Here is an 18240-nt window from a genome sequence, read left to right as displayed (position 1 = left end):
TTTCAAGAAAATTGCAAAAAAATGACTTGTATATCTGTTTTGATAACTTTATACTATCCATAATATATGATTATATATCAATTTTTAATATAAAATGTAATGATATAACATGTTTTTTTCCTTCGAAATGCTTCTGCTTTTTCTCCTAGGTATCTACTGAATTTCATCGCTTCTCTATTGGGATTGTAAACTCACCTATGAAGTACTGCCATCTATGAACAGCCAAATATCTTTTTGAGCCTCTCTATAATCTATGAAGGAGGTGGTGGCTAACACATCGTATTGCGCAACCCGCGTGTTTGATGTGCAAGGCATGAGGTCTGACTCTTGTACAGGTTATTCCAGAATCATTAAACCTAGTAAAAGGAGTGGAGAAGTAATTGATTAAACCTAGACGTTTCAAGAAACCGTTATCTATTGGACTCTCTTTGCTTATGGCCTTTTCATTTGTTCAACCCGCTTTGGCGAAAAACACCCCGGATGGCTCTAAGCTGGAGCTGAAATCAGCCTCGCACAAGGTCACGACCGCGAAGGTATCCGCGAAGCTGACCAAACAGTTTGAGGAGAACAACTATGTTACCTATTTGGTCAAATTAAAAGAACAGGTAGATACGAACAAGGTTTCCAAAAATGCTCTTCAAAAGGCTTCACTTGAGAAAATAACACCTTCCGCTGCCAAAATGGCTGTGCGCAGCCATGTGATCAGCTCTCTACGTGAAACGGCTTCCAGAACCCAATACGGGCTTGAAAGTTATTTGGATAAGGAATCGGAGAGCGGCGGAGTAAAGGAATATAAAAGCTATTTTATAGTCAATGCTTTGGCTGTCACGAGCACCAAGGAGGTGCTGGATCATATCTCGAAGCTGCCTGAGGTCGATAAAATTGTACCGAATGAAACACGTTATCTGCAAAAGGTAACGGTTGATAAGCAGCCAGAGGACACAGGCACCAAAGCGGCTGGAACCGCAACGGCAGCAACAGCAGGAACGGCAAAGTCTGACACAGCCCAGAAAGCTGTAGAACCGGAAAAGGGCGATGGCAAAACATCGGCATTGCCCGGTAATACAGGCAAGAACGCTGTGGACCCGTCCACAGTGGAATGGAACATATCCCATATTAACGCACCACAAGTGTGGGAAAAAGGAATCGACGGAACCGGAATCGTGGTCGCCAACCTCGATACAGGCGTTGACTACACGCATCCGGCCCTGCATCGCAAATGGCGTGGTCTGGATGCGGCAGGCAATGTCGTGAATCCAGAATTGAGCTGGTATGATCCGCATAGTCATGCGGCGCTTCCGGTCGATCAGGAAGACGATTCCCATGGTACGCATACGATGGGCACGATGGTTGGCTCCGAGGAAAATGGAACGAACCGAGTGGGCGTTGCCCCCGGTGCGAAGTGGATTGCGGTGCGGATTTTTAATCCGGAAACGACGGATGCGATTATACTGGACGGTGGTCAATGGCTGCTTGCGCCAAAAGATGCCCAAGGTAATCTTCATCCCGAGCTTGCTCCAGACGTAGTGAACAACTCGTGGGGAGGCGGACCGGGTCTTGATGAATGGTTCCGGCCTGTAGTTCAGGCCTGGCGGGATGCTCAAATCTTCCCCGAATTCTCCGCAGGGAATACCTCCCTCTCCAATCCGGGCGGACCTGGATCGGTAGCCAATCCGGCCAACTACCCAGAATCCTTTGCCACGGGGGCAACCGATATCAATGATAAACTGGGAAGCTTTTCATTGCTGGGACCCTCACCTTACGGTGAGATCAAGCCCGAAGTCTCCGCACCGGGAGTAAATATCCGATCATCCGTAGCTGGTGGCGGTTATAAAGGTGGATATAACGGTACTTCTATGGCGGGCCCTCATGTAGCGGGTCTTGCTGCTCTATTGCTGCAAGCGAATCATTCTCTTACCGTGGATCAGCTGGAGGAAATTCTGGAAAACACAGCTACCCCTCGGACAGATAGTACATATCCTACTTCGCCAAACAATGGATATGGACATGGCGTCATTAATGCGCTTGATGCAGTCGGGTCTGTCATGCAGGGTCTGGGCTCTGTATCCGGTAAAGTCGTAACGGGTGGCGACGATCTGGAAGCGCCTGTTCTTGAGCATACACCGCCTGCAGCTGCATTTGAGGGTATTGATATCCCTTTGACTGCACATGTAACGGACGATGTCGGCGTAACAGCCGTTGAGGCCTTTGCCAAAACAGCGGGTTCGTCAAACTATGTATACATTCCGTTGGAGCGGACCTCTGGAGACAGCAAAGATGGTACATATCAAGCGTCCATTCCAACCTTTTTGGTGGATAGCAAAGGTTTGGAATACTATATCCGTGTAAATGATTTCGGTAATAATGGTTTTGAAACGGAAGTATATAAGGTGAATGTCTCCAAAGGTGTTAAACCAGGCTACACACAAGACTTTGAAAAAGACATTGCCGGTATTAATATCGGGGGTCAGGGTAGTGTTTGGAAATGGGGAACCCCGACAAGCGGCCCTAAAGGCGCACATTCGGGTACAAAGGTCATCGCGACCAATCTCGAAGGCCAATACCAGACCAACTCCAACAGTTATTTTGTGGCCCCTCCAATTGATCTGACTGAGAGTTCCAAAGGGGCACTGGTCAGCTTCAAGCATTGGTACGATCTTGAAAACAATTCTGATTTCGGCAAAGTGTATGTAGCGACCACAAACAATCAGAATGCGTTTGAGCAGGTATTATCGTTTACTGGCACCAGCAATGGCTGGAAAACACAATATCTTGATTTGCGAGCGTTTGCGGGTCAAAAGGTATACCTCCTGTTCAACTTTACTAGTGACAATACAATCGTGAAAGATGGCTGGTATATTGACGATCTCTCCATTCAGGAACCAGACAGCGTTGCACCTGCTGCCCCTGGTCATTTGACTGCTGAAGCAGATACTGTGGGCAACGTTACACTCGCCTGGGGTGCTTCCTCTGATGAAGATGTGAAGCAGTACAAGGTGTATCGTTCAACCCAGTCCGGTAAAAATTATACTTCCATCGGTACAACCTCTGGGCTGACCTACACGGATACGATCACTGTCGGTGGTGCGACCTATCATTATGCAGTGGCGGCCGAGGATTATAGCGGTAACGAAGGTGTCAAGTCGAACGAGGCTTCACTAAGAGTGGACGTGCCGGATACGCTGTATAGCGATCATTTTGATGGCAGTTCAGACAATGGTTGGACTCATTCCGGGACCAAGGATGAGTGGGAACGCGGCATTCCTAAGGAAGTAGGACCGGAAAGCGCAGTGTCCAAACCGAATGTGTGGGCCACCGATCTCGATAGCAACTATGAGAACGGTGCTGATTTTTCACTGGTTTCTCCAAAAATTAATTTGAATGGTATACGCAACGCAACACTGACCTTCAACCACTGGTTTGAAATTGAAGGCGGCTATGATTACGGATATGTAGAAGTGTCCAAAAACAATGGCGACACGTGGAGTGAGCTGGGTAAGTTCTCGCATAATACAAGTGGTAAAAAATGGGCACCTGTTTATTATAATCTGGACAACTATACCGGCAATGAGATTCAAGTTCGCTTCCGCTTGAAATCGGATAACAGTGTGAACAAGAATGGCTGGTATATTGACGATTTCCGTGTGCTAGGTGTTCCAGCTTCGACAGTGACCAAGGATATCGTACCTGAGTCCAATATCAAGCTGGAAAAAGCAGAAGAACAATTCCCACTGTACAAAATTACAAGCACTGAAAAGAGTGAATTTCAGGAAAAAGTGAAGCCGGCAGAAGCATCAGTGGATCGTGGACGTGTCGGTCTCGACAGTCTTCCAGCTAGTGCTACGGTTACGGTACTGGAAACCGGACGTTCGGTGAAAACAGACCCAACCACGGGCAAATACAGCTTCACTCATGTAGCGGGTGACTATACGCTGAAGGCCGAAGCCTACGGTTACGTGCCTCAGACGAAAGCAGTTACGATTGAAAATAACAAAGTCATCAGAGCAAACTTTAGTCTCCAGGCTGTCCCACACGGTACGATTCACGGGGTCATCACCGACAAGCAATCTGGTGAACCGATCCAAAAAGCGAAAGTATTGGTGCTGGAGGATGCACGTATTGCTCCTGTAGAGACGAATGAGGCTGGAGAATTTACGCTGGACGTGCTGGAAGGAACATACACATTGTCCATCGCAGCCGAAAATTACTATAGTGACAGTATTTCCGTTACGGCTCCTCCAAACGGCAGTGTAGAAGCGAATGTCACGTTGAAGCCTTTCATCGGTTTTCAAGGAGGCATCGCCTATGATGACGGTACAGGAGAAAATGCCAGAGCCTTTAACGCGGCAGGCAATTCATGGGCAGTGAGAATGACACCTGAGTCGGAAGTGGCACAGGTGACAGGAGCATCACTGTTGTTCTGGAACTCTGCTTTCCCGAATCCGGGAGGAACAGCATTCCAATATTCTGTCTATGACGCCTCCGGTGCAGCAGGAGCACCTGGACGTCTATTGGCTGGTCCATTCGACGGAACAGCTGTACGGGATGAGACACAATGGACGACGGTACAGCTTCCAGAGCCGGTGACGGTTCAAGGCGATTTCTATATTGTATATACACAGTCTGCGGTAGGCACACAGTCGCCGGGCCTTGCTACAGATGAAAACAGCCCCAATGCGCTTCGTAGCTGGCAAGGTGTAAGCGGCACATGGAGCCAATCCCCTGAAGAGGAAGGGAACTACATGATCCGGGCGATCGTCAGATATCCGGTCAACGCTCCAACGATTACAACTCCTACGAAGGCAACGTATACGCAGGAGGATACGATTACCGTAACAGGAACTTCTCCGGCAGAAGGGGCTGATATTCAGCTCTTTAACGGCAAAGAGTTGGCTGGCACAACGAAAGTGAAGGATCGTCAATTCAGTTTGGCGGTCGATCTTCAGCCAGGTGCTAATCCGCTAAGTGTTCAAGCAGCGGTATACGGCAAAGTAACGGATCGTTCCGAGCCGGTGGTTGTAACGCTCGATCAGACTAAACCGGGTCTGATCCTGACTTCGCCTGGTGAGGGAGCACGTACGAACGCAGGTGTGGTCAGTGTAACCGGTACGGTGTATGACGAGTTCCTTAGTGAATTGACGATTAACGGCGAGCCTGCTGAATTCGGAAGCGACGGCAGCTTTAACAAACGTTTGCTTATCAACGAAGGTGAAAACCAAATTACGGTAACGGCCAAAGATCTTGCCGAAAACGAAACGAGTGTTACACGCTCGGTGTATGTCGATACAGCGCTGCCGAAACTTGAAAATATTAGTCCTGCTGAGGATGTACGTATCACTCCAGGGCAGCCGGTACGGGTATCTTTTGACAGTGCATCTGGTTTGGAGGCATCCTTCCATGTGGAGTTGCCCTTTAACCTGTCCACTTTGGCCCGTAATGAAATTCCATTAAATGAAACTTCATCAGGTCACTATGAAGGTATTTATCTCACTTCATCTTCTCTGAACCTGGAAGGCGGAGTCATCGTGATCCGGGTAAGGGATGCAGCGGGGAATGAAGTGGAAACGGAGGCGCCGGGAAGATTGTATGTAACCCATGGTGGAGGAGAGGGTCCTGGTCCGAATCCACCTACATCGAATGAAAAGCCGGTAGCTATTATCCAGGCGAATGACTCAGCCAAGAAGAACAAAAATGTACAATTTAACGCCAAAGCCTCCCGTGATGCAGATGGTGAGATCGTCAGCTACAGTTGGAATTTTGGCGATGGCGATACGGCGGTTGGTTCGAAAGTGAAGCATAAATTCACCACAGCCGGAACGTATACCGTGGAGCTAACAGTGACGGATAATGACGGCGCAAACGGTAAGGCAGTGCACACCATCACGATCCGTTAACAGCAAGTAAGAGCAGGGGATAGAAGATTTTTTAGAATGCAATGCAGGCCCACAGCAAGCCACTGTTAATAGAGGCTGCTGTGGGCCTTTTTTAATTTGTCCAACAGTTCAGGAAGCGATACAATGAATAGTACTCTATAAAGTGAATCGTTTCACAATAATATTTTTTAGCAGGAGAGGATCATATGATTCATTTGGAAAAAGAAAGCGGACGTATCCGTCTTGTACTCGATGCCTATTTTATGGGAGAAGATATCGTTGTGCTCATATCAGGCGGTGATCAGCCTCACTTGGGGACGATTACAGCAGGGGCTAGGCTTGAGCCGATTCAAACCGTGCAATTGCAAAACCACAAGGAATTTTATATTACTGAAGAAATTGCAGTTCGCTTGCGTAAAGAGTTTGCGGGTAACTTCGCCATTTGCTGCGGGACGCATTTGGATCATGCAACCAAGGACGAAATCCGAATGTTGACAGACATGGCTATACAAATGGGAAAAGAGCTCATTGAAGAACTTAAGCAAGTACGCTTGTAGGGACCTTTTTAAGTGAACTCCTGAAAGAGTAGATTGCGATAGGGATATTTACTAAAGGGATACTTAAAGAGCAATGCAAATCCATTATCCTCAATGTCTACAGATTTTAGCGCAGAGGATGGAATTAAACTACGGATCATTACTTGAACTGCACGCTGGTCTTGCCTGTTGATCGCTTTGGCTAAGGCAGAAGCAAAGCATTCATTGCGTGCCAATTCGCGATACAGCGGAAAAACGGCTTTGGCAATGGCGCGATGAACCTTCGGTTCAAATGTAAACTGCACCATCCCGGGTGGAATCGTCGTACCGTTCGTATAATAAAGCATTGGTGGCTGAGCTAAAAAGGAAACAAAGTAGCCGATCCCATTCGTGCCTAAGCCTTGCTTGGCGGCAAATGGCGCTACTGAGCAGAGAAGGGATTTCATCCGATCCAAATTACCCTGAACGACAGCTCGTGACCATTGGACGGCAAAAGCACGTCGGGTTGCAATAGCTTTGTAAAATGGCAGCATGGCGGCGGATATTTTCCGAAGTGTCTCTGCATGTAAACGTTGGTGAGGCGAGCCCTTTCTGCGGGATGTTCCACGATATAACATAGCTCCGTCCTCCTTGGCAGGATGCTCTCATGGAGCGCAATTTATCTGTAATAGGTACAATACTGTATGCCCGGTTATCTCAAAAAGTGCTAAGATGCTATGCTGCTACTTTTCAACGTTCTAATTTAAAAAATTGAAATAAGTACTGTCCTGATTTGTAAGATTGTGGTACCCTAGAACTTATATATTGTTATTATAATTATTGGAGTTGAATTAAACAGATGAGTGACTTGTACAAGGAGCCTCGATCTTCCGATCCCTTTCAGGAGCCGAACGATTATAACGCCCCATTTAACCAGCCCCCAGTAGTTCCACCTACAAATAGTAAAGCTGTTGCGTCGATGGTGCTCGGGATTTTATCTGTTGTCATTCCCTATCTTGGGTTGATCATCGGAATTGTAGGTATTATTTTGTCCAGTCTTTCCCTGAAGGAAATTAATCGTCATGGTGAGCAAGGCAGAGGCATGGCTATTGCTGGACTGGTATGTAGTATTATCGGCACACTAATTTATGCATTGATTATCATTTTCTTGGTTATTGTTTTTGTTGTGGCGGCTTCCAGTGGCGACTCGGATATTTTTTCAGACATTTAATGAATTAAAGAATGCTTGAGTCAGACTAACCATTCACGATTTGCCTATTGGATGCTATGATAGAGGGAGTCCAATCAAGGAGAGTGAAGCTGTATGGCACGTACTCAAACACAAAAAGCGTTAAGCAAGGCGAAACGCGCCGGGATCTATTGCGCGGCACAGAGCCGCAAAACGAATGATCATTATGGCGAGATTTCACAGCACACGCGAATGAAGCCGACCAAGCAGGAACAATTACAAAAGGTCAAGCACAAGAAGCGACTCGTTCAGGGTGACGCTTCTTTTTTTGTCTTAAGCGAAGTCGAAAAACTTCAAGGAAGTGAATGTATAGGAGCGGGTAGTATTTTCTATAATATAGCTCAAAAAGAACTTGATAATAATTATCATTCTTGTTAGAATCATAAGAAAGAAGGAACCCTGGCAGGGGCTCCTTCATGATAAAGCTATGGTTTGGCTTGAAAACTAAGGTCTACTTTGCTTCAAAGGTTTTGCAGTCTGTTTCTTCGGACGTGTGAGTGTTTGCAGGCTTGTTGCTTACAATATAAATGGAGCTTGCGCTACATTTATTATCCTGAGCCCAGTACGTGCATGAGTTGACTTCGCACAGAACGTCTTTTGCCATATTGTTCACCTCCTTATAGGAATGTGATGGGCTGAGCAAATACAATCACAGTCAGTCAAGGTAGGACTTGTCCAGCTGTGTGTACCCTCTTGGTAAGAAGAGGGATTTTGCTATGCCTACTTGTACAATATCAAAACAATTTTAAAATTGCAATGTTTGCGCCATGTTGTAGATCAAAACAGACCCAAGTGTTCCTTTTAATTAAAAAACAAAAGCTGTCCCTATGCAGAACGAAATGTTCTTCTGCCGGAGACAGCTTTTTTATGTTTTTCTAAACGAATGGCGGCACTAAAAGGCTTAGCGCACGTTAGGAATATTTACGATGGGATCAATATCAGCATCATAGTCTACACCTTCGAATTCAAAGCCGAACAGCTGGAAAAATTCGCGACGATATCCTTCAAGATCGGATAATTCATAGATATTTTGGGTCGTCAGTTCCTCCCATATGTTCGCAACTTCTGCCTGCACATCTTCGCGCAATTCCCAATCATCAATGCGAATGCGACCCTCTTCATCTACAGTAGTTTCTGGGGCGTACAGACGCTCGGCAAATAGGCGGTAGCTCTGTTTTATGCACCCCTCATGCAGCCCTTTCTCCTTCATCACCTTATACAAAGCGGAAATATACAGAGGAACGACAGGGATGGCCGAGCTGGATTGGGTAACGAGTCCTTTGGTGACTGCGACGAAGGCGCGTCCACCTGTGGTTTTCAGCTGGTCGTTCAGTTGGCGTGCTGTCGCCTCCAGATGATCTTTTGCGCTTCCGATACTGCCTTCTCTGTAGATGGCTTGGGTAATATCTGAACCGATATACGAAAAAGAGAAGGTAGTGGCGTTATCAGCGAGTACACCGCCTGCACGCAAAGCGTCAATCCACAATTTCCAATCCTCACCACCCATAACCTCTACAGTGCCCTGTACTTCTTCTTCTGTAGCCGGTTCGAGCGTCACGCTGCTGACTTCACCGGTGTGAAAGTTAACGGTCTTATTCGTATAGGGCTTACCAATAGGTTTGAGCACGGAATTAGACGTTTCGCCTGTGCGGGGATGGGTACGGCGACCTGAAGCAACACTGTAAACCACCAGATCGACTTGTCCCAGTTCTTCACGAATGGCTTCCACCGTTTTGGCTTTGACTTCATCCGAGAAGGCGTCTCCTGTCACGCTTAAAGATTTAAGCCCAGCTTCCTGAGCGGCTTTTTCAAATGCAGCAGAATTGTACCAGCCTGCTGATGCTGTGCGTGTAGCCGTAGCATTGCTAGGACGATATACACCAATTGTATTGGCACGCGCACCGAAAGCGGCCGTAATTCGAGAAGCCAACCCATATCCGGCAGATGCCCCGATCACAAGCACATTACGAGGTCCGTGGATAGCAGGACGGGCTTGTACATAGTCAATTTGCTCCTGAACATGTTGGGCACAGCCCACCGGATGAGCAGTGGTGCAGATAAAGCCACGTGTTCTTGGTTTGATAATCATGTTATTGTAATTCCTCTCTTCTTGTAGCAATCTTCACCCTTACTATTTTAACTTTTAACAATTTTTTTTCAAACGTGGATTTCAGTAAGTATCCTTTTTACCCAAAAGTGAATCCCTGTACAGGGTGGCAAGTGCCTAAGAGTCTGCATATGATGCTGTAACGATAAACATGAGAAGGGAGAGAGCTGCTTGAAGAACAAGAGCCGCAAAACCAACAGAAACAAAAAGCCGCTCTATCGTGTAATTGACCCGGATATGAATGAGTTAAGTATGATACAACGCTCAAAGCCACTGCCTGCGGAGAGGGAGACAGAAGCAAGACTTCATCAAGTTGCTTCTCCGCCTCCCCCAACTACAGAGGAGTCGGAGCTACAGACAGTTGTCGAGCCTGAAGTCGAGGCTCTGCAAGAGAAAGAGATTGAGGTTGCAGATGTAGAGGAGACTCCAGCTTTGATGGAAGAACCTCCACTGCCAGAGCTAGAACTAGATCCAGAACCGGAGCCGGAACCTGAACCTGAACCTGAACCAGAGCCAGAACCAGAACCAGATCCAATTGATGTGGAAGAAATTTTGAACAATAAGAAGGCTCCACATGTAAACAATGCTTTCATCTATACAGACGATTTGAGTGATCTCGCTGTGACGGGTGAGAAGATCGCTCCCGCTTCCATAGATTCCAGCAAGCTGAAACAAGAGAGTATTCAAACGGAATCTTTAGCAGATTATGCTGTTCATACCATTAAAATAGCTGACGGTGCTGTGACTGCTTCGAAGATTGCTCCCGACTCCATTACGGTCGAGCATCTGTCGGACGCATCAGTGGCAGGCAGTAAATTGCAGGATCGCTCTATTAGTGGTGAAAAACTTCGGGATGGCAGCATCACTCCAGAAAAGCTGGCGGATAAAATTATTAGCGGCGATCATATTGCCAATGGCTCGATTGAGAGTCGTCACTTCAAGCAATGGATCGTGTCTTCAGATATGCTTCAAGATCAGTCGGTTACCTCAGATAAAATTCGCAGTGGTACGATTCAATCGAACAATTTGGCGAATGAAGCTGTTGATAGCTCCAAGCTGGGTGATCAGTCTGTGACCACCTCCAAACTGCGGGATGGGGCTGTGGATGGAGCTAAAATCCAGGCAGGCAGCATTGAGAGCGCACACCTGACCGAGCATGCCGTTCTTGCCCGGCATCTAGCTCCGGGTTCGATTAATCGCAAGCAGCTATCCAACGGTATTGTAGGCCGAGAACAATTGGAGGAAGGAGTTGTCAGCGGACGTCATCTGGAGTCTGAGGCAGTCACCAGTACGCACATTCAGGCAGGAGCGATTGAAAGAAAGCATCTCAGTCCTGGCTCCATCGGGGAAGAGCAGCTTGGAACGGGCCAAGTGACAGCACGGCATATCGCGGATCGGAGTATTCAGTCCAATAAACTGGCAGATCAGTCTGTAGGCTCATTGCAAATTGTCGATCAATCCGTCACTTCATCCAAAATATCGGATCAGAGCATTCTCCCACACAAAATTGCCGATGAGGCGGTACTTACTAGACATATCGCAACAGCAGCCATACAAGGACCCCAGATTTCTCCAGAGGCAGTTTCTTCCGTGCATCTTCAATCCGAAATTATTCGGAAGGATCATATTGCATCAGAGGCGGTTACGGAGCAACATTTGCATTCCGGGGCTGTGACAAGCGAGAAAATAGGGAAGGGTGCAGTTCTGGATCACCATGTGGCGAATCAGGCTATCAAGGAAAATCACATTGCTTCGAGCGCTATTAAGTCTGACAAAATCGCTGACGAGGCGGTTATAGAAACTAAAATTAGCACAGGGGCGGTAACTGGAAATAAAATTGCGTCTCAAGCCGTTACCCACGTACACATTGCAACGGGAGTCATCCGTGAAAACCACCTTGCCGACAATAGTGTGGGCGGAAAGGCGTTACAGGCTCAAGCGGTGGACTCAACTCATTTGGCCCAGAGCTCTGTACAGAGTAAGCATCTTGGGGAAGATAGTGTCGGAACCGCGGCGTTGCAAGAACAGTCCGTTACCGCAGACATACTAGGCGAAGGCGCTGTTCAAACCGCGCATTTGGCCAGCGGTGCTGTATACTCCCACCATTTGCAGGATCATGCCGTTACTTCGTTGAAACTATCGCCGGAAAGTGTGGCTACGGATAAAATTAATGATTTGGCAATTACTGCGCCTAAGTTAGCTGAGGGCAGTGTCACTTCCTCCAAGCTGTCTGCTCGTTCTGTGCAGCCATGGCATATTACAGATAAAGCAGTGCTAAGCAACCATCTGGCTGTTGAGGCAGTGGAGGCGAATCATCTTGCTCCGGAATCCGTCACCTCCAACCATTTGCAGTCTGCTTCGATCCAAACCAAACATCTCGCCCCGGATAGTGTGTCCGGCCATGCCCTTCAGTCGGAAAGCGTCACTTCCGAGAAGTTAGCGGCTCGGGCTGTGCAGGCTTCCAACCTGGCGGAAAACAGCGTGGGACCCGGACATTTGGCTGCACAGGCCGTACACACCAGACATTTGGCCGCAGGAGCAGTAGAGGACACGATATTAGCCCAGAATGCTGTGAAGTCTGAGCATCTTGCAGCAGAATCCATCCAATCCGAGCACTTGCAAAGCGGGATCATTCAGGGAGAACATATTGCATTGCAAGCTATAGCGACTCCGGCCATACAGGATGAAGCGGTTACCTCTGCCAAACTGTCAGAGGAAAGTGTAACCTCCACTAAGCTGTCAGCCCATGCAGTGCAGTCCGGGCATATTATGGATGAAGCTGTACAAAGCAACCACTTGGCTGTGGCAGTTGTGGACTCGACCCACCTGGCATCTGGAGCGGTCACCTCGGTGCACCTACAGGCCTCCTCGGTGCTTACGAGACATTTGGCCCCGGATAGTGTGTCCGGTCGTGCGCTTCAAGCGGAAAGTGTGACCTCGGAAAAGCTGGCAGCCCGCTCGGTACAAGGAATGAACCTTGCAGAAGGCAGTATCGGCCCTTCACATCTATCTGTGCAGTCCGTACACACGCGGCATTTGGCAGCTGGAGCGGTACAGGATAGAGTGCTGGCAGAGGGAGCAGTGAAGTCCGTGCACATTGCCCCGGAATCGATCCAGCCGCACCATCTGCACACTGAAGCCATTCAGGGCGAGCATATCGCATCCCAGGCCATATCGACCGATGCTTTGCAGGATGAGTCCGTTACGTCTGATAAATTGGCGGATGAGGGTGTGACTGCCGCCAAACTGTCGGCCCACTCGGTACAGTCTTGGCACATTACAGACGAAGCGGTGCAAGGAAATCATTTGGCAGAAGAGTCCATCCAGTCGAACCATCTAGCGCCGGAAAGTATAACCTCAGCCCACTTGCAGTCTTCGTCAGTGCTCACGAGCCATCTGGCCCCGGATAGTGTGTCCGGCCGTGCGCTACAAGCGGAAAGCGTCACCTCGGATAAGTTGGCAGCCCACTCAGTGCAAGGAACGAATCTTGCGGAAGACAGCGTCGGCCCGTCACATTTGTCTGCACAGTCGGTACACGCCCGGCACCTGGCACCAGGTGCAGTACAGGATACAACGCTGGCAAAGGGAGCAGTGAAGTCGGTACACATTACCGCGGGGTCCATCCAGCCGCATCACCTGCACACTGGAAGCATTCAGGGCGAGCATATCGCATCCCAGGCCATATCGACCGATGCTTTGCAGGATGAGTCCGTTACGTCTGATAAATTGGCGGATGAGGGTGTGACTGCCGCCAAGTTGTCGGTCAACTCGGTACAGCCGTGGCACATTACAGATGAAGCGGTGCAAGGAAATCATTTGGCGACAGAAGCCATCCAGTCAAGCCATCTGGCCTCGGAATCCGTTACCTCTCGCCATTTGCAGGCTTCCTCAGTGCTTACGAGCCATTTGGCGCCAGATAGTGTATCCGGTCGTGCACTACAGGCAGAAAGCGTCACCTCAGAAAAGCTGGCAGCACGCTCGGTACAAGGGACGAATCTTGCGGAAGGCAGCATCGGCCCGTCACATTTGTCGGCACAGTCCGTACACAGCCGGCATCTGGTAGCCGGAGCGGTACAGGATAGAGCGTTGGCAGAGGGAGCAGTGAAATCTGTGCATATCGCTCCAGAATCGATCCAGTCGCACCATTTGCACACTGGAAGCATTCAGGGCGAGCATATCGCATCCCAGTCGATATCGACTGATGTTTTACAGGATGAGTCCGTTACGTCTGATAAATTGGCGGATGAGGGTGTGACTGCCGCCAAGCTGTCGGCTCACTCCGTACAGCCGTGGCACATTACAGATGAAGCTGTGCAAGCTAATCATTTGGCAGAAGAGGCTGTTCAGTCGAGCCATCTGGCGCCGGAATCTGTCACCTCAGCTCACTTACAACCTTCGGTGATACTTGCGAGCCATTTGGCACCAGAAAGTGTATCCGGTCTTGCGCTACAAGCGGAAAGCGTCACTTCGGAAAAGCTGGCAGCACGCTCGGTGCAAGGGACGAATCTTGCGGAAGATAGCGTCGGTCCTTCGCATTTGTCCGCACAGTCGGTACACACTCAGCATTTGGCAGTCGGCGCAGTCCAGGATACAGCGCTAGCCGAGGGGGCAGTGAAGTCGGTACACATTGTCCCGGAATCGATCCAGCCGCATCATCTGCAAACTGGAACCATTCAGAGCGAGCATCTGGCATCCCAGTCGATATCGACCGATGCCTTACAGGATGAGTCCGTTACGTCTGATAAATTGGCGGATGAGGGTGTGACTGCCGCCAAGCTGTCGGCTCACTCGGTACAGCCGTGGCACATTGCGGACGAAGCCGTGCAAGCCAATCATTTGGCACAAGAGACCATCCAGTCGAGCCATCTGTCACCGGAATCTGTTACCTCAGCCCACTTGCAGTCTTCGGCAGTGCTTGCGAGCCATCTGGCTCCGGATAGTGTGTCTAGTCGTGCGCTACAAGCGGAAAGCGTCACCTCAGAGAAGCTGGCATCCCACTCGGTGCAAGGAACGAATCTTGCGGAAGGCAGCGTCGGCCCGTCACATCTGTCTGCACATTCGGTACACACCCAGCATCTGGCAGACGGTGCAGTACAGGATACAGCGCTAGCCGAGGGGGCAGTGAAGTCGGTACACATCGCCCCGGAATCGGTCCAGTCGCACCATCTGCTTACTGGAACCATTCGGGGAGAGCATCTGGCATCTCAGTCGATATCAACCGATGCCTTACAGGATGAGTCCGTTACGTCTGATAAATTGGCAGATGAGGTCGTGACAGCTGCCAAAATATCTCCACATTCCGTCCAGCCATGGCACATTACGGATGAAGCCGTGCAAGCCAATCATTTGGCAGAAGAGATCGTTCAGTCGAGCCATCTGGCGCCAGAGTCCGTCACCTCAGCCCACTTACAGTCTTCGACTGTGCTTGCGAGCCATCTGGCCTCGGATAGTGTGTCTAGTCGTGCGCTACAAGCGGAAAGCGTCACCTCGGAGAAGTTGGCGGTCCACTCGGTACAAGGGGCGAATCTTGCGGAAGGCAGCGTGGGTCCTTCGCATTTGTCCGCACATTCGGTACACACCCTGCATTTGGCAACTGGCGCAGTACAGGATACAGCGCTGGCAAAAGGTGCAGTGAAGTCCGTGCATATTGCCCCGGAATCGATCCAGTCGCACCATCTGCACACTGGAACCATTCAGGGCGAGCATCTGGCATCCCAGTCGATATCGACCGATGCCTTACAGGATGAGTCCGTTACATCCGACAAACTGGCAGATGAGGTTGTGACAGCTGCCAAAATATCTCCACATTCCGTCCAGCCATGGCACATTACGGACGAAGCCGTGCAAGCCCATCATTTGGCAGAAGAGACTATCCAGTCGAGCCATCTGGCGCCGGAATCTATCACCTCAGCCCACTTGCAGCCTTCGGCAGTGACGATCCAGCATATTGCGCCAGGGAGTGTATCTGTTCACGCGCTCCAGGCAGGCAGCGTGAACGCTGAGAAGCTTGCGCTTCGCGCGGTGCGTGCTTCGAATCTGGCGGAAGCTAGCGTAAGCTCCGTACATTTGACAGAGCATGCTGTGCACTCCCAGCATTTGTCCGATGGGGCGATTCAAGAGTCAGCACTGGCAGAGGGGGCTGTGCAGTCCCGTCACATTTCACCGGATTCTGTTCAATCTGAGCATTTGCAAGCAGGAGCTATTCAGTCACAGCATATCGGCTGGCAGGCGGTGTCAGAGCAAGCTATACAGGATGGAGCAGTGACGTCCGGCAAACTCGCAGATGGAACGGTGGAGTCCCGCCATGTGGCTGAGGAGGCAATTGAAGGTCAGCATATTGCAAAGGAAGTCATTGATTCGCACCACATAAAGCCCGGCTCGGTGACACTGGATCAATTATCCACAGATATTCATCTCTCGGGGATTTTACCTGAGGAAGGGATCAGTGGCGACAAACTTCAGGCAAACAGTATATCCCGCGGCCATCTGCAGGATCAGGTCGTCAACAGTGAGGTGCTAAGCCCAGAAGCTGTAGGTCCAGAGCATCTACAGGCTGCTGCGGTACAAAGTCATCATGTGGCAGAGCAGAGCATCGAAGGTCATCATCTGGCAGAAGGTTCCGTTGGCTCACGTGAGCTGGAACTGAATGCAGTGACACCGGAGCATTTGAGCATCACCCCGGTTCGTACTTGTGCGAACCAGCCTGCATTACAGCAGTTTGGCAGAGCGCCGTTTCTTTTAAAAGGAAGCGAAGGAGAGACGGAAGTAACCATTGTATTTGGGGAGCCATTTGTGAACCCGGACTACACGTTGGTAGCGATGACGAACCATCCTCTCTTTCATGCAACACTGAAATCCCAAACGACTAATGGAGCGGTGATCGTTGTAACCAAGTGGAGTGAAACCGCGCATAACTACGGTATTATTTCCTGGATTGCCATCGGTTAGTGGAGATGATGGTTGCAACACTTATAGCGTGCAGACTCATGTATTTTCCAGATACAGAGCTGCACGCTTTTTCATATACTTTTCACATATTTGCTCCACAATTATCCCGTATTCTCCTGATAAGCTAAAGATACTTTAAAGGAGAGGTGATTCAATCATGAAAAAATGGACTAAAAATGCAGCAGCCGTATTGACCGTAGTAAGCGTACTGGGAGGAGCAAGCAGCGCATTCGCCGCTACAGCAACCACAACTCCAGCCACCACTGCACCAGCCATCAAAACTCCTGCGGTTACGACTCCTGCTAGCAAAGCACCGTCAAAAGCGCCTGCAACGAAAACACCTGTGGTGAAAGCACCTGTTAAAAAAGCTGCAACAGCTCATAAAGCAACAACCAAAGCAAAAAAAGCTCCTGCCAAAAAAGCCATTGCGAAAAAAGTGGCAAGCCACAAAGCAAAAGCAGTGAAAGCAAAACACCGCACAGTTAAACATCATGTGAAAAAACATAACGCTGTTCAACACAAGATAGCAGCACATAAAACTCGTGCACAACATGTCGAAGCTAAAAAAGTAACCCATAAAGTTCCAGTAAAAAAAGCAGTCCCAGCCAAAACTGCTCCAAAGGCAGCAGCTAAAGTAGTAACAACTAAGAAATAAGGTAGAAAATAAGGTAGAAGTGTAGTTAGCTTTCAGTTCACCTGGCATATACAGCAGCGATTCATGATAAGAAAAGACGGGACCGGGAACGGTATACCCGTCTTTTGTCTATTCTGCTGGGCTTCTGTTAAGCTTAAAGAAAGGATGCTAGCATCCAGAACAACGGCAAGGGGTTAAGGCCATGACAAAAATAGTAGTAGTGGATGACGATGTGTTCATTTTGCAATTAATATCTGAATATTTGAAAAAAGAGTCCTACGAGGTAACTTCCTTTTCCAGTGGGAAAACATTGGTAGAGCATATCCGAACAAACCGTCCAGATTGCCTCGTGCTTGATATTATGATGCCGGGCATTGACGGGCTTTCTCTATTGACTCAGCTTCGTGAGTTTACAGAAATGCCGATCATTATGATCTCCGCCCGCGGAGAGGAAAGTGACCGTATCCACGGGCTGGAATTGGGATGCAGTGATTTTTTGACCAAGCCCTTTAATCCAAGAGAGCTGGTGGGAAGGGTCAAAGCGATGCTGAGACTGAGCAAGGCGGGTACGTCTGCATCCGATGACAAGCAAGCAGCAGAGAGCACAAATCTTTGCCATGCAGGCAATCTGTGCATTTTTGCTGACTTTCGTAAAGTTACAGTAGACGGACAAACGTTAAATTTGACCTCACGTGAATTCGATCTGTTGCTGTTTCTTGCGAATCATCTGGAACGGCCTTTTGGCAGAGAGCATTTGATTCAGCAGGTGTGGAGCTATGACTTTATAGGTGATGTGAGAGTCGTAGATGATCTGGTCAAACGTATTCGCAAAAAGTTGGCAGAGTACCACTCCACGCTTGTTATTAACACGGTATGGGGATTTGGATATAAAGCAACGGTTCAGGAGATGTAGC

Annotated in this window: 10 protein-coding genes; 7 read left to right on the top strand and 3 right to left on the bottom strand. The window is 49.0% G+C overall.

Annotated elements, in window-relative coordinates; all coding sequences use genetic code 11:
- The first annotated feature begins 380 nt into the window (after positions 1–380).
- Both MKX36_RS18095 and lpdD read left to right on the top strand, forming a co-directional pair.
- On the top strand, positions 381–5894 hold the full coding sequence (locus MKX36_RS18095; RefSeq protein ID WP_340865266.1) for a S8 family serine peptidase: 5514 nt from the start codon (positions 381–383) through the stop codon (positions 5892–5894).
- A gap of 185 nt (positions 5895–6079) precedes the next feature.
- On the top strand, positions 6080–6430 hold the full coding sequence (gene lpdD, locus MKX36_RS18090) for a prenylated flavin chaperone LpdD (protein ID WP_102998994.1): 351 nt from the start codon (positions 6080–6082) through the stop codon (positions 6428–6430).
- Positions 6431–6438: 8 nt separating this feature from the next.
- Here lpdD and MKX36_RS18085 read toward each other — a convergent pair whose 3' ends face one another.
- Positions 6439–7026, bottom strand: coding sequence for a hypothetical protein (locus tag MKX36_RS18085; RefSeq protein WP_016818699.1), 588 nt, complete (start codon positions 7024–7026; stop codon positions 6439–6441).
- Positions 7027–7247: 221 nt separating this feature from the next.
- On the opposite strand from MKX36_RS18085, the gene MKX36_RS18080 reads away from it, so the two are divergent.
- Positions 7248–7619, top strand: coding sequence for a DUF4190 domain-containing protein (locus MKX36_RS18080; RefSeq protein WP_016818700.1), 372 nt, complete (start codon positions 7248–7250; stop codon positions 7617–7619).
- Between the two features lie 93 nt (positions 7620–7712).
- Entirely contained in the window at positions 7713–8015 is a 303-nt protein-coding gene (locus MKX36_RS18075) for a hypothetical protein (RefSeq protein ID WP_016818701.1), read from the top strand.
- Positions 8016–8088: 73 nt separating this feature from the next.
- Here the strand turns inward: MKX36_RS18075 and MKX36_RS18070 are convergent, their stop codons facing one another.
- Both MKX36_RS18070 and fabV read right to left on the bottom strand, forming a co-directional pair.
- Positions 8089–8241 (bottom strand): DUF1540 domain-containing protein, encoded by a 153-nt coding sequence (locus MKX36_RS18070; RefSeq protein WP_017426780.1) that lies wholly within the window; start codon positions 8239–8241, stop codon positions 8089–8091.
- Positions 8242–8538: 297 nt separating this feature from the next.
- Positions 8539–9726 (bottom strand): enoyl-ACP reductase FabV, encoded by a 1188-nt coding sequence (gene fabV, locus MKX36_RS18065; RefSeq protein WP_340865263.1) that lies wholly within the window; start codon positions 9724–9726, stop codon positions 8539–8541.
- Between the two features lie 189 nt (positions 9727–9915).
- Between fabV and MKX36_RS18060 the strand changes: the two genes are divergently transcribed.
- The 3 genes from MKX36_RS18060 (at position 9916) to MKX36_RS18050 (ending at position 18239) form a co-directional block, all read left to right on the top strand.
- Complete coding sequence (locus tag MKX36_RS18060) at positions 9916–16692, top strand: WIAG-tail domain (protein WP_340865262.1); 6777 nt, start codon at positions 9916–9918, stop codon at positions 16690–16692.
- A gap of 157 nt (positions 16693–16849) precedes the next feature.
- Positions 16850–17347 carry a hypothetical protein gene (locus MKX36_RS18055; protein WP_340865260.1) on the top strand — a complete coding sequence of 166 codons (498 nt, stop codon included), beginning with the start codon at positions 16850–16852 and terminating at the stop codon, positions 17345–17347.
- A gap of 181 nt (positions 17348–17528) precedes the next feature.
- Positions 17529–18239: a response regulator transcription factor gene (locus MKX36_RS18050; RefSeq protein WP_016821908.1), complete on the top strand. Its 711-nt coding sequence runs from the start codon at positions 17529–17531 to the stop codon at positions 18237–18239.
- Position 18240 lies beyond the last annotated feature (1 nt).

This window comes from Paenibacillus sp. FSL W8-0439, assembly GCF_038008995.1.
Taxonomy (GTDB): domain Bacteria; phylum Bacillota; class Bacilli; order Paenibacillales; family Paenibacillaceae; genus Paenibacillus; species Paenibacillus polymyxa.
This window is presented reverse-complemented; position numbering and strand designations above follow the sequence as displayed.